Consider the following 11,778-nt stretch of genomic DNA (forward strand, 5'->3'; position numbering starts at 1 on the left):
GATACAGGGGCTCACTGCAACTCTTCGCGCCGCAGCGCGCCGACCAGGCCGTCGAGAGCGGCGAACGAGAACAGCAGCGCCGGCCCCGCCGGATCCTTACTGTCCCGAACCGCGACGACCTGCTCGCCGGCGTCGACGATGCCGCACTCGACGCACTGTGACCCGGCCTCCGACCTGGAAGACTTCCACCAGGAAACGGGCAGGGTGGATGCATCGTCAATGTGCTTCATTGCTGGTCCCTTATCTCTGTAATGCGTTCCGTGGACGCTTCGACGCCCAATGCAGCCGCCTGGAGCCTGCCGAAGCCTTCCCGGTAAACCCCAACCTGCGCCCGGTCCTCGACGTACAGGGCCGACGTCAGGCTCTCAGTGTGAACGACGTCGAGGTCTGCATGATCCTCGAAGCCGAGCAGGGTGTACGAGCCCATCTGTCCGACGTGAGGCGGCGCGTCGGAGGGCATCACCTGAATGTTCACGTTGGGCCGCTTGCCGTGGGCGAGCAGGCGCGAGAGCTGATCGCGCATGACGCCCTCGCCCGTAATCTTCGAACGCAGGGCACCCTCGGCGATGATCGCCCACAGGGTGAGCGGGTTCTCTCGCGTGAGCACGGCCTGCCGCGCGAGACGTACCTCGACCAGGGCGTCGACCTTGGCCTCGACGCCCTCGGCCATGGCCGTCGTCTTGATGAACTCCCGTGCATAGTCGCCTGTCTGCAACAGACCTGGAATCGTTCCGGCCTGCCACATCGACACTGCCGTCGCTTCACTTTCAAGGCTGATCAGATCCTCATACACCGGCGTCAACACGCCGCGGTATGAGTGCCACCACCCGCGTTGGGCGCCTTCACGCGTGAGGGTGAGCAGCGCGGCGCGCAGTTCGTCATCGACGTCCCGGCCAAGCTTCACGTACAGGTCGAGCAGGTCGCCGACATCCTTGGACTTGGCCGCGCTCTTGGCAGTCTCCAACCGGCTCAGCTTGGACAGGGTGAAGACTCCGCCGGACTGCTCCGCGACCTCTTCGAGGTTCATTTCGCCACGCAACCCGCGCAGTTTTGCGCCGAGTCGGCGCCGGCGGACGGTTGGCGCGCTCACTGTCTCCCCTCCCTGGTCGGTGCCTTGCTTGACAGTCTGCCGTGCGGGTTCGGGCCCTGTCACCTGGGATCCCCTCTTTATCGCACTACCTTGCTGCGGCATATGCAAATTCTCATGAAGGTCTGAGTTCGCTTGCGAGGATGGTAGTTGGGGGAGCAACCTAGGGGCACGAAACTCGATTTCGCCCCGCCCGGCGTGACGAAACTACGCGCCGGACAGGCCCCGTCTCGATGGGATCTGCATGGTGACCATGCTTCCGAAGCGGTTCGAACGGCCCTGTTGTCAACCACCGGCGGGCCCCCCGCCGCAGCTCTTACTCGACAAGGCGGACGAGTCGCCGAAGGCCGCCCGCGACTACGCACGTGAGTTCGTCGAGTACCACCTGCCGGACATCGGTCCGGAACACACGGACGACGTCGCCCTCGTCGTTTCCGAGTTGGTGACCAACGCAATTCGGTACGGCACCGAACCGGGCGACTCCGTGTTGCTGGTCCTCGACGCAACCGAGCGCCGTACCCGCGTCGAGGTTCACGACACCCGGAGGCGCACGCCGGCGATGAAACCCGAGAGCGACGAACGCGGACGGGGGCGCGGCCTGTTCATCGTCGAGGCCCTCGCCGAATGGGGGACCGGTGAGCGACCGTTGGGGAAATTCGTATGGGCGGAGGTGAAGGGGCCGTGACCGTTCCTCGCGTGGACATCACGCCGGGGCCCGGGTTCATCTCCGACGTGACGGTGTCGAGCGGGTTACACCACACGAAGGCCGGCACCGTTGCGCAGCTCTTGCTCACGCACACCCCGCCGCGACTGGCGCACGAGACCCTCGAAACGATCGAGGCCGGTATGCGCGCCCTCGCCGTCTGCCTGCACCTGGGGCCGGTTGACGAGCAGCCGCGGTTCATCGGGCCCAGATTGACCCTGCACCGGGGCGTCGCCTCCCTCGACTACGGCGACGACCGATGGGTGTACCGCATCCCCGGTACGTCGCAGGAGTGGCAGCAAACCGTCGCGGAGGGCGCCGACGTGCGTTTGCTGCTGTCGTTCAGGCCGACGCCTGCGGGCCGCACGCAAGCGGACATTGCCGCGTACCTCGACGAGTGCGTGCGCGACGGAATCGTGCGGTGGGGGACGACGAGAGCGCGCCGGCCGTTCTGACCCCCAGACAGGAGAACGGCCCCCGGAGTGGTGAATACCCCGGGGGCCGTTCCACGTTCGAGGCTAGCGGCTCAACGCCACGCGCCCCAGTGCGGCCCCAGCGCTCCGCGATCGGAACCCCAGGGCCATTGGACTCCCGTAAACCCCCAGGGGGCCACGCAGGGCCCGCGCAGGTGCCGCGCAGGCAACTTGGGGCCCTGCTGACCCCGCCAACCCCACTTGTATTACAGGCCCTATCCAGAAAGAGAATCCCCCGGTGGGCCAGAGAGACCGCACCGGGCCGCGGCAGCCCATTGCCCCCGCCGACCAGCGACTGCATCGTCGCCGAGTGGTGCGGTGCGCAGTACGGCGCACGGGTGACCAGTGGTTCCCCCGGCGGCAGAATGCCTGCCACCGAGTGCACCGCGGTGACTTCCAGCGATTCCTTCCTGGTCAGCGTCGGCAGAATCGCCGGCAGCCGCTCGGCCAGCATGGTCTTGCCGGCGCCCGGCGGTCCGGAGAGCAGCAGATGGTGACCGCCCGCCGCGGCAACCTCCAGCGCCTTGCGGGGCCGCCCCTGCCCCGCCACGTCCGCCAGATCCGGCGGGTTGCCATCCCCCCGCCCGGGCACCCGGGCGAGCCCGGTGCCGATACCCGCGCCGGGCACCATCAGCCCGGCCATCATGGTGTCGGGGCGCCCCTCGCCGTGAGCCTCCCGCTCGTCCGGCACCGGCTCGTCGCAGAGCACCGCGATCAGCTGCCGCAGGCTCCGTACCCCGAGGACCGAGACCCCGGGCACCAGCGCCGCCTCCCCCGCGGTCTGCTCGGGCACGACGACCTGGTGGTATCCGGCCTCCGCCGCGGCGAGCACGGCGGGCAGCACGCCGCGCACCGGCCGCACCCGGCCGTCCAGTCCGAGCTCACCGATCATCACCAGATCGGCGATGGACGCCGGGTCGATCCGCTCGGCCGCGCCCAGCACCGCGCAGGCAACCGCCAGATCGAAACCGGAGCCGCCCTTGGGTACGGAGGCCGGTGACAGGCCTACCGTGAGTTTCTTCTGCGGCCACTCGGCCCCGGAGTTGGCATCTTCCCTGATGATCTGATGTGTTCAAGCGCATCAGGAGGGGCTCAAGTTGAGCGAGTGGCATGTGGAGTGGGTACCGGATCCGGAGCGGTGGGGACCGTTGCCGACCGCGGGTGTCCTGGGGGTACGGGACCTGCCGGGGTCGGTGGCCCGGATCGGACTGAAGCCGGGGGATCCGGTGTACGTACGGCCGGACGGCATGGTCGACACGGAGCTGTTGGATTTCGTCCGGTCTCCAGAATTCAGGAATCTGGAGCGGGAATCGAAGCGGAATTACGGGACGGATATCCGAATACTCCTGGAGTTCCTGTGGTCTCGTGGGGTGTCGTGGCAGAAGGCGACCGAGCAGGATCTCGCGGACTTCCGTGACTGGCGATGCCGTGCTCCGGAGAACCCGCAGCGGATCGGCGGGACGAAGTGGAACCGCGAGGCTGCTGCGTTCACCAAGCTCTTCAAGTGGGGGAACGTCCACCCGCTGCCGGTGGACGTGTCACGGCGGGAGGACCGGGCCGCGGACTCGGTGACTGCGCGGGTGTCGTGGCTTACACCGCGGACTTGGGGCCTGTGGTCGGACGTCGGGCTACGGGGGCACACTCGGGCAGGGGTGGCGGCGCCGGGGTGGGAGTCACGGACGGAGATCCGTAACACCAGCTTCGTGCAGTTGCTGCTGAGCTCAGGGCTGCGGCGGCAAGAGGGTGGTTCGCTGCTGACGTTCGAGCTGCCGACTCAGCAGCTGCGGCACGGCCGTTATCTCCACGGCCGCATCGCGGGCGCCGTGACCAGGTCGAAGAACACGCGCACGTTCTACGCGTCGATGGACTCCGTCGGCCAGGTCGAGGCCTACGTGCAGTCGGAGCGGGCCTGGGCCGTTCAACGGGCCCAGGAACAGGGCGTCTACGAGCGGTTGCCCGTGATGCGGTTGGTCACGAAGGTGACGCGCGGGCTGAAGCCGAAGGTCGAGTGGGTGGACGCCAGCGGTGTCGTCGGCGGGCAGGACTTGAATCTGCTCAGCTGGCACGAGCGGCAGTGGCTGTTCCTGGACGGGCCGGACGGGCCGGAGCCGGCATGGTTGTGGCTGACCGAGCAGGGTCTGCCGATGCTCCCTGACCGTTGGAACGGCGTGTTCAGGAACGCGAACCTGCGCTGCGAGGAGGTGCTGCTCACCGAGGAAGAACGGAAGATCGGGCGGAAGTTTCGGCTCGCGGAAGTACGCGGGAAGACTCCGTACGCGACCCCGCACTCCGCTAGGCATTCCATGGCTCTCTTCATGCTGATCCTGCTGAACGAGCTCTTCGAGTCCCGATACGGGCTGACGAAGAAGGACCGGCGGGACTTCGCCCAGCTGTTCGGCGACCCGTGGTGGCTCGTGAAGACACTCTTGGGGCACGCGGACGTGGAGACGACAAAACGGCACTACCTCGCGCCCGTCTCCCACCTGCACCTGGAGTCGATCCTCGCCGCCGCGGAATCTGCTGACGCGGGTCAGGACGTTGAGGATGTGGACGGGGTCTTCTCCCGGCTGGCCCGCGAGACGGTCGGGATCCAGGACATCGACACGCTTCTCGAGGCCGCCTCATGAGCGGGCGGGGACGTCGGGCCAGCCTTCCACCGGGCGATCATCACACCGAGCCGCCGATCGTCCCGGAGGGGCTCGTGGTGACGGTTATGAACAAGGCTGGCCACAGCAGGGCGTTCGACTTCGCTGAACTGGTCGCCCCGGAGCCGATGCAACGGTCCTTGGCCGCCGTGTTCGCAGTCCAGGCACGCCGCTGGGAGAGCCACCTCACGGCATACAACTACTGGCTCAGGCTCGCGTGGTTCACCCGCTTCCTGGCCGAACAGGAGCATCCCCCGCAGGACCTGGATGAGGTGACTGCGGCCATGCTCAAACGCTGGCGCACGCGACACATCGGCTCCAACGCGGGCAAGCAGATTCTGACGTCGGTACGCGGAGTGCTCGTGCACGATCCCCGGTTGGGCACGGGTCCAGTGGCCGAGGAGCTTGCTCGTCGCCTCCCCAGGGCGAAGCCGAGCAAGCAGTCCTTCACGGAGGCGGAGCGCGAGAAAGTGCGGCTGGCTGCTCGGCGGCAGTTTCGGACCGCGTTGCTGCGGATCCGTGAGAACACCCTGGTCCTGGAACGCTGGCGGGCCGGGGACCTCCCCGAAGGCAGCAAGGAGTGGCGGCTGGGACGGATCCTCGACTTCCTCGCACGCACAGGTGACGTCCCCCGCACCCTCCTGCCGAGCGGCCAGACCACCGTGACGAACCGCGGGGTTCTTAACGGCAGAAGCGTGGACCGGACATGGGGCCGGTTGTTCCTCACCCGCGGGGAGTTGACGGCACTGGCCGTGCTGCTGACTGACCAGTTCGGATGGAATCTCGCGGTCTACGACCGCATGCCCGCCCCCACGGCGACACCGTCAGCCGGAGAGACGACCACGGTGACCTACCAAGTCCAGGTGGAGAAGCGACGGGCCGGGGCCGGCCGCTGGTTCTCCACAGAGAACATCACCGACTCCGGCGCGGACTCCGCGGGGCGGCTGATCACCCATGCTCTGGAGGCCACCGCGCATTGCCGTGCTCTGGCTGCCCGCCTGGCCCCAGGCACGGACCTGCTGATGACGGCCCGCAGCAGTCTCACCAGGCATGAGCCCCAGGGCCTCGACCGGCCCCGCCCGGTCGACCCTCTCGTCTTTGGCATATCGGAAGGCGACGTCAAAGGGTGGGTGAACCATCACCAACTCGGTGGGTCGCCGTTCCAGCGGACCCGGCGCACAACAGTGACCCGCGAGGGCCGCCCACTGCAGCACACCCGGGGCACCCACGAGAGCGTCTATGTCCTGCCCGACAAGAACGTCCAGGACTCTGCCCAAGAGGTGATCGAAGGTGGCGCCCTGGAGGCTCTGGATCTGGCACGGAAGGTTGCCTTCGCCGGTCACCTCACCGGCACCGCGAACCCAGATCACTCGGAGACTGCGACAGCGGACTGCGAGGACGAGGGAACCAGCCCTTGGCCATCACCCGCCGGAGGATGCGGAGCCGACTTCCTCCTCTGCCTCGCCTGCACCAACGCACACGTCCACCCGGGTCACCACCCCCGCCTCGCCCACCTCCACCGGCAAATAGGAGGTCTGCGGTCCGTTCTGCCTGACCGCATGTGGCACCAGCGCTGGAACGACCACTGGCAGCGGCTGGAAGACCTGCAGCGCAAGGTCGGCACGGCTGCCTGGACCGGAGCTCGGGGCCGCCTCACCGACGCAGACCGCGAGATCGTCGCTCTCCTCCTGAAAGATGAACTGGCCCCATGACCGCTACTGCCACCGAGGACGACCCATATGTGCTGCCGATGCCGTCGCCGGACAGCCCCGTCGTCCTGCGGAAGTGGATACGCCCGAGCAACCCGCATCCCGTCTCCCGCTACCAGGACCTCATCTGGCCCCTGGCTCCGCTCATCGACAACCCCGGCACCAGGCTCATCAACGTCCACTGGGAGAAGTGCCCAGACCGGATCCGTGGCCAGCTGAAACTGCCGGCCTGGACCATGATCAACGGTCAGCTTCGGCCGACCCGCCTCAGAAGCCGAGGAATGGCGAGCCGGCCCCGAAGCTCTGCCGAGGACATGGTGAGTACGTGTCGGGAGTGGATGCGGCTGGCCCGCTGGCTGGAAAAGCGCGGCATTACGGATCTCGCCGCCTGCACCGAGGACGAGTGGCGGCAGTATCCGGAAGAGCGATGGAAGGACGGCGTCGGACGCGGCCGCGCCGAAAAGGTCCTGGCATGGTTGACGGACCTGTGGCTGTTCGACCAGCTCTCCGCACATCCTTCGGGGATTGCCCGGCCTCCGTGGGACAGCGAGGGCATCGACGACTTCCTGCCCGCCGCCAGCAACCAAGGCGGCGGCGAAAACTCGACCGAGCCGCTGGATCCGCAGGTCATCGGCCCCTTGCTGGTCTGGGCGATGCGCGTGATCGAGGACTTCGCCGACGACATCTTGGCCGCTTGGGCGGAAAACCGCCGCCTCACCGCGCTGATCGGCACAGTCCCGACCCTCGAGGGCGGCCAAGCCGCCGTTGAGGCCTACCTGATGCCCCTCATTGAAACGGGCGCCCCGTTGCCCAGCACCAAGAACCAGGGCAAGAACACCGTGGCCCGAACATTCATTGCTGCCACAACCGGCGCCAGCGGCGGCCAGGTCGATCGACTCGCGAGCAAGCTCGGGCTCCCCGCACTGACGGCACAACGTCCAGGCCCTTGTCCGCTGGAAATACCAGTGACCGGACGCATCAACGGACGCCCCTGGCGCACGCACCTGGACTTCAACGAGGCGGCGAGCCTGATGAAGCACCTCGGCACCGCCGCCATGATCATATGTCTCTATTTGACAGGTATGCGCCCACAAGAAGCGCAGGGACTGCGCTCAGGATGCTGCCCCGATCCCGAACCGGGCCCGAACGGCGCCCCTGGCCGGCACCTGATCCGCAGCCGTCACTTCAAGAACGTCACCGACGACGACGGCAACCACGTCTCCGAGGGCGAGGAGCGCGAAGTCCCCTGGGTCGCCATCACACCGGTCGTCCACGCAATCCGCGTCCTAGAGCGAATCGTCCCCGAGGGCGAGTACCTCTTCAGTGCCGCCCACCACGACTTCCTCTTCCAACGCAACCACCACGGCGCGCTGAAGGGCGAGGCGTTGAACCAGAGGATCGAGGACTTCGTGGCCTGGGCAAACCATGAGGCCATGGCCCATGGGCTCCCGAGTCAGGCCATCCCGGAAGACCCGCACGGATCGATCGGGATGTCGCGCTTCCGCCGGAGCCTGGCCTGGCATATTGCACGTCGTCCCGGCGGGTTGGTCGCACTCGCCATTCAGTACGGGCACATGCGCACCGTTCTCGACGCCCGCGCCTCCAGCGGCTACGGCTCCCGCAGCCGCTCCGGGATTCACGGCGTCCTCGACATCGAGACTGCCCTGGCCGCCGCCGACACCGCGGCCCACCTGCGCGATCGCATCGCAGCCGGCGAGAAGGTCTCCGGCCCTGCCGCCCGACGCGCCATCACCGGAGCTGCCAGCACACCTCGCTTCGAAGGCCGCATCGTCCCCAGAACGTTCGCGAGGAAGGCAGCCAAGTTCCTCGCTCGGGACGGCGTCGTGCTCTATGACAACCCCGACGCGTTCGTGATCTGCGCGTTCAAGCACGACAACGCGCTCTGTGAGCCCGAGCCGGGAGCGACCGCGCCGAGGCAGTACGACTGCAAGGAGGGCTGCGGCAACGCGGTCCGCACCGACACTCACGCCCGTCAACTGCGCGATAAGGCCGACGAGGTCGACCGCGCGGCCGCCTTCGTCCCGGAGAAGCTCGCCAAACGGATGCGTCGCAATGCCAGCAATCTCCGCACGAGAGCCGATGCCCATGACGCCACCGCCCAGACCGCCGAGGCCCTGACATGACCCAGCAGCCCCAGGACGAACGCACCCGCATCCGCGAAGCGATGGACCGGCTCCTGACCGGGCAGGCCGCTGCCTCCAATGGCAGCCTCACCGTCGTCGCGCTCGCCGCCGAGGCCGACGTCCACCGCATGGCCCTGCAGAAACGGCATGCCGATCTGAAAAACGAGTTCTACGAACGCGTCCGCAACGAGGCACAGCAGGTTCCAGAACCTGAAAGACGACTTCGAGAAACCGTCACCAAACTCAGGAAGACCCTCGCCAACAAGGAAGCCGAGCTCGAAAAGCTCCGCCAGCAGGTGACCTTGCTGACTCTCGCGAGCGCAGTTCTCACCCAAAGGAAGGACCCTGACCCCGAACCATCTCCGACCCCAGACAACGTCTTTCCCTTCCGCCCTCCGAACCGCTGACCGCTTGCCTCAGAGTCGTCCTCGTCGTCCTGACGCCGGGGCGGCTCTGCTGTGTCTCAAGGGCTACGCAGCGCTCGCCAAGACTGAACAGAAGAACTTGACAGGGAACACGACGGCGGCCCTGACCCGGTCCCGGCTCTCCACCAGGCTCTTGTCCGGCAGCCCCACCAGTGTGAACGCGGCCACCCCCGCCTCCAGGTCCGCCTGGACCTCCACCACCACACCCTCGACACCGACGAGCGCCACCGAACACGCCCGCGCGAACCCCATCAGGCCACCCCCCGCGCATGCTGCGCGACGGGCGCTCCGCGCCTGGGCAGCACCACGCCGACCAGGTCGATCCGGACTCCACCGGGCGGCGGGCCTCCGTGCCGGTGGAGCCAGATCCCGGCCAGCCGTCGCAGCCGCTCCGCCTTGACGGGTGTGACGGCTGCCATCGGATGCTCGAAGGCACCCGCCCTGCGGGTCTTCACCTCGCAGACCACGAGTGCGTCGCCGTCCATCGCGACGATGTCGATCTCACCGGCACGACAGCGCCAGTTCCGTTCCAGTACGGACATGCCGGCGTCGACCAGCAGCCGTGCCGCCAGATCCTCGCCGTACCGCCCGAGTGCCCCCCGTGCGTTCATATCGGCACCACCTCCGGCACCGACTCTGACGCGTCCGGCCCCAGCTGGTGGATCTTGGTGGAAAACCTCGGGATTGTGGACAACTCGGCCACCCGGAAGTAGGAATCCTCCCGAAAGAACGGACTCAGGCCGACCGGCACATAGGGGGCGGGAGAAGGGGCTGGGCTGGGCTGGGCTGGGCGCGCGCAGCCGCGCGGTGGAGGAATGAGGCATGGCGGGACCATGGTGATTGACGACAACGCGGCAGATGCGTGTGCCCAACCCCGCGACGCCGCCCCTTATTTACCGGTCGGTCTCATATTTACCGGTCGGTCTCAGCCACCCGGAAGTTCGAGATCGCTCTTGTTGAGCTCCTCGATGTTCACGTCCTTGAACGTCAGCACCCGTACCTGCTTGACGAACCGTGCGGGCCGGTACATGTCCCAGACCCAGGCGTCCGCCATGGATACTTCGAAAAACACCTCACCCTGAACCGAGTGCACCTGCATCTCGTAGTCGTTGGTGAGGTAGAAGCGCCGTTCGGTCTCGATCACATATTTGAACAGACCGACGACATCTCGGTACTCCCGGTAGAGCTTCAGCTCCATCTCGGTCTCGTACTTTTCGAGGTCCTCGGCGCTCATTGGCATGTTCCCCTTCAGCCGTGCGTGCCCCCATTGTGCGCCAGGCTGCGGCACCCCTGGGCGCTTAGGCGATTTCGGGGGCCAGAACCAGTGGCGTATGCGGAGGACCCTCGTCGAGCAGCGTGCGCAGCAGCTCGGCGAGCCTGGTCGGGTACACCGTCTCACGCGCCGCCGACAGTTCGGCGGAGGTCCACCACCTCAGACCCTCGATGCTGCGCCGCTCCAGCCCGGTGAGCCCACTGGTATCGGTGGCGGTCTGCGTCGTGCGTGCCAGGAAGTACCATTCGTCCTGGTTCCAGCGGCGCCCGTCGAACGGGAACGAGCACTTCCGCTGCCAAAGGAGCGGGCCCAGCTCGACATCGGTGATCCCGGTCTCCTCCGCGAGCTCGCGCAGCGCGGCCTGCTCCCGGGTCTCGTCGCCCTCCAGGCCGCCGCCGGGGGTGAACCACCAGGTGCTCCGGGGGTCCTCCGGTTCGAACCCATGGATGAGGAGAATGCGGTCGTCGGGGTCCAGGAGCACTACCCGGGCGACCTTCCGCTGCTCAGTGCGCACCGGCGGGCGTCCTTTCGCTCTTGCTCCGTGCCGCCCGCCCGGACCGTGCCGCGATCGGACCGTATGCGGCACCACCGAGGATGAGGACCACACCCGCCGCCACGGCCCCTAGCTGCAGCTTCAGCGGTCCGGGCGACGACACCCCACCGGGGAATGAGGCGAAGGCCTGCGGCCGCCCGACCATGTCACCCAGCGGCCAGGCGATGGCGTCCACCCGCGCCTGCACCGCGCTGCGCGGCACGGAGCCCTGCCCCGGGTCGTCCAGGTGGACCCGGGAGTCCAGTGAGGCGCTGCGCTCGTCCCCGAGCAGAAAGAGCTGCCCCTTGGGAACATCCGCGGTGAAGTTGTTCACCGAGGCGAGGCCCTTGGTCCGCAGATACGGTTCCTCAACGGGTTTGCCGTTGACTGTGAGCCTGCCCTTGTCGCAGCAGGCGATCTTGTCGCCGCCGATCCCGACGACCCGCTTCACCATCGGCATGTCGCCCCACACCGGATCAGTGAAGACCACCACGTCACCCCGGTGCACCTCGCTGCCGTCGATCCGCTGCGCGAGCACCCGGTCGCCGGCGTGCACTGTCGGTTTCATCGACTCGGTCGGCACGGTGTACGGCTTGTACACCACGGCCCCCCAGGCGAAGCCGCCGAGGAAGAGCACACAGCCGACGGCCACGGCCAGTCCCGACAGCATGCCGCCGAGCCGACCGTGGCCGTCACCCTTACTTCCTGTTCCACTCATCCCAGCGTCCCCCACCTCGGAATCGACAATCGCTGATCCGAGTCGGCACCCTACCCGGCGGTACGCCCG

Annotated in this window: 12 protein-coding genes and 2 pseudogenes; 6 read left to right on the forward strand and 8 right to left on the reverse strand. The window is 67.5% G+C overall.

Going from position 1 to position 11,778, the window contains the following annotated elements:
• Positions 1-11: 11 nt before the first annotated feature.
• Positions 12-230, reverse strand: coding sequence for a DUF397 domain-containing protein (locus ABTZ94_RS02115; protein ID WP_351196570.1), 219 nt, complete (start codon positions 228-230; stop codon positions 12-14).
• Entirely contained in the window at positions 227-1,090 is an 864-nt protein-coding gene (locus tag ABTZ94_RS02120; RefSeq protein ID WP_351196572.1) for a DUF5753 domain-containing protein, read from the reverse strand. The genes ABTZ94_RS02115 and ABTZ94_RS02120 overlap by 4 nt, the downstream gene beginning before the upstream one ends.
• A 241-nt stretch (positions 1,091-1,331) precedes the next feature.
• On the opposite strand from ABTZ94_RS02120, the gene ABTZ94_RS02125 reads away from it, so the two are divergent.
• Together ABTZ94_RS02125 and ABTZ94_RS02130 are read left to right on the forward strand one after the other, a co-directional pair.
• Entirely contained in the window at positions 1,332-1,772 is a 441-nt protein-coding gene (locus ABTZ94_RS02125; RefSeq protein ID WP_351196574.1) for an ATP-binding protein, read from the forward strand.
• The gene (locus ABTZ94_RS02130; protein WP_351196576.1) at positions 1,769-2,245 is read left to right on the forward strand and encodes a hypothetical protein; all 477 of its coding nucleotides are present in this window, start codon (positions 1,769-1,771) and stop codon (positions 2,243-2,245) included. The genes ABTZ94_RS02125 and ABTZ94_RS02130 overlap by 4 nt, the downstream gene beginning before the upstream one ends.
• A gap of 214 nt (positions 2,246-2,459) precedes the next feature.
• Here the strand turns inward: ABTZ94_RS02130 and ABTZ94_RS02135 are convergent.
• Positions 2,460-3,308, reverse strand: a pseudogene (locus ABTZ94_RS02135) (ATP-binding protein); the annotation flags it as partial.
• A gap of 52 nt (positions 3,309-3,360) precedes the next feature.
• Here ABTZ94_RS02135 and ABTZ94_RS02140 point away from each other — a divergent pair.
• From ABTZ94_RS02140 to ABTZ94_RS02155, 4 genes are all read left to right on the forward strand, one after another.
• Positions 3,361-4,890, forward strand: coding sequence for a site-specific integrase (locus tag ABTZ94_RS02140; protein WP_351196578.1), 1,530 nt, complete (start codon positions 3,361-3,363; stop codon positions 4,888-4,890).
• A gap of 86 nt (positions 4,891-4,976) precedes the next feature.
• Positions 4,977-6,620 carry a hypothetical protein gene (locus ABTZ94_RS02145; protein WP_351196580.1) on the forward strand — a complete coding sequence of 548 codons (1,644 nt, stop codon included), beginning with the start codon at positions 4,977-4,979 and terminating at the stop codon, positions 6,618-6,620.
• On the forward strand, positions 6,617-8,761 hold the full coding sequence (locus tag ABTZ94_RS02150; protein WP_351196582.1) for an integrase: 2,145 nt from the start codon (positions 6,617-6,619) through the stop codon (positions 8,759-8,761). Before ABTZ94_RS02145 ends, ABTZ94_RS02150 begins: the two co-directional genes overlap by 4 nt.
• Positions 8,758-9,168, forward strand: a complete 411-nt coding sequence (locus ABTZ94_RS02155) for a hypothetical protein (protein WP_351196584.1) — start codon at positions 8,758-8,760, stop codon at positions 9,166-9,168. The genes ABTZ94_RS02150 and ABTZ94_RS02155 overlap by 4 nt, the downstream gene beginning before the upstream one ends.
• 108 nt (positions 9,169-9,276) lie before the next feature.
• Here the strand turns inward: ABTZ94_RS02155 and ABTZ94_RS02160 are convergent.
• From ABTZ94_RS02160 to lepB, 5 genes and pseudogenes are all read right to left on the reverse strand, one after another.
• A pseudogene (locus tag ABTZ94_RS02160) lies at positions 9,277-9,438 on the reverse strand (magnesium chelatase domain-containing protein); the annotation flags it as partial.
• The gene (locus ABTZ94_RS02165; RefSeq protein WP_351196586.1) at positions 9,438-9,797 is read right to left on the reverse strand and encodes a YraN family protein; all 360 of its coding nucleotides are present in this window, start codon (positions 9,795-9,797) and stop codon (positions 9,438-9,440) included. The gene ABTZ94_RS02165 and the pseudogene ABTZ94_RS02160, both read right to left, overlap by 1 nt.
• Before the next feature lie 314 nt (positions 9,798-10,111).
• Positions 10,112-10,420, reverse strand: a complete 309-nt coding sequence (locus ABTZ94_RS02170) for a DUF2469 domain-containing protein (protein WP_003965949.1) — start codon at positions 10,418-10,420, stop codon at positions 10,112-10,114.
• A gap of 64 nt (positions 10,421-10,484) precedes the next feature.
• A complete protein-coding gene (locus ABTZ94_RS02175; protein ID WP_351196588.1) occupies positions 10,485-10,973 on the reverse strand; it encodes an NUDIX hydrolase in 489 nt (162 codons plus the stop codon).
• Positions 10,963-11,709 (reverse strand): signal peptidase I, encoded by a 747-nt coding sequence (gene lepB / locus ABTZ94_RS02180; RefSeq protein WP_351196590.1) that lies wholly within the window; start codon positions 11,707-11,709, stop codon positions 10,963-10,965. The genes ABTZ94_RS02175 and lepB overlap by 11 nt, the downstream gene beginning before the upstream one ends.
• Positions 11,710-11,778 lie beyond the last annotated feature (69 nt).

The sequence above is a fragment of the Streptomyces sp. NPDC002785 genome (assembly GCF_040295565.1).
Lineage (GTDB): Bacteria > Actinomycetota > Actinomycetes > Streptomycetales > Streptomycetaceae > Streptomyces.

Bases quoted from the DNA above. Each gene is read 5' to 3' on its own strand.
- ABTZ94_RS02155 (WP_351196584.1), top strand. From the start codon at position 8,758: ATGACCCAGCAGCCCCAGGACGAACGCACCCGCATCCGCGAAGCGATG.
- ABTZ94_RS02145 (WP_351196580.1), top strand. From the start codon at position 4,977: ATGAACAAGGCTGGCCACAGCAGGGCGTTCGACTTCGCTGAACTGGTC.
- ABTZ94_RS02150 (WP_351196582.1), top strand. From the start codon at position 6,617: ATGACCGCTACTGCCACCGAGGACGACCCATATGTGCTGCCGATGCCG.
- ABTZ94_RS02125 (WP_351196574.1), top strand. From the start codon at position 1,332: ATGGTGACCATGCTTCCGAAGCGGTTCGAACGGCCCTGTTGTCAACCA.
- ABTZ94_RS02115 (WP_351196570.1), bottom strand. From the start codon at position 230: ATGAAGCACATTGACGATGCATCCACCCTGCCCGTTTCCTGGTGGAAG.
- ABTZ94_RS02165 (WP_351196586.1), bottom strand. From the start codon at position 9,797: ATGAACGCACGGGGGGCACTCGGGCGGTACGGCGAGGATCTGGCGGCA.
- lepB (WP_351196590.1), bottom strand. From the start codon at position 11,709: ATGAGTGGAACAGGAAGTAAGGGTGACGGCCACGGTCGGCTCGGCGGC.
- ABTZ94_RS02170 (WP_003965949.1), bottom strand. From the start codon at position 10,420: ATGAGCGCCGAGGACCTCGAAAAGTACGAGACCGAGATGGAGCTGAAG.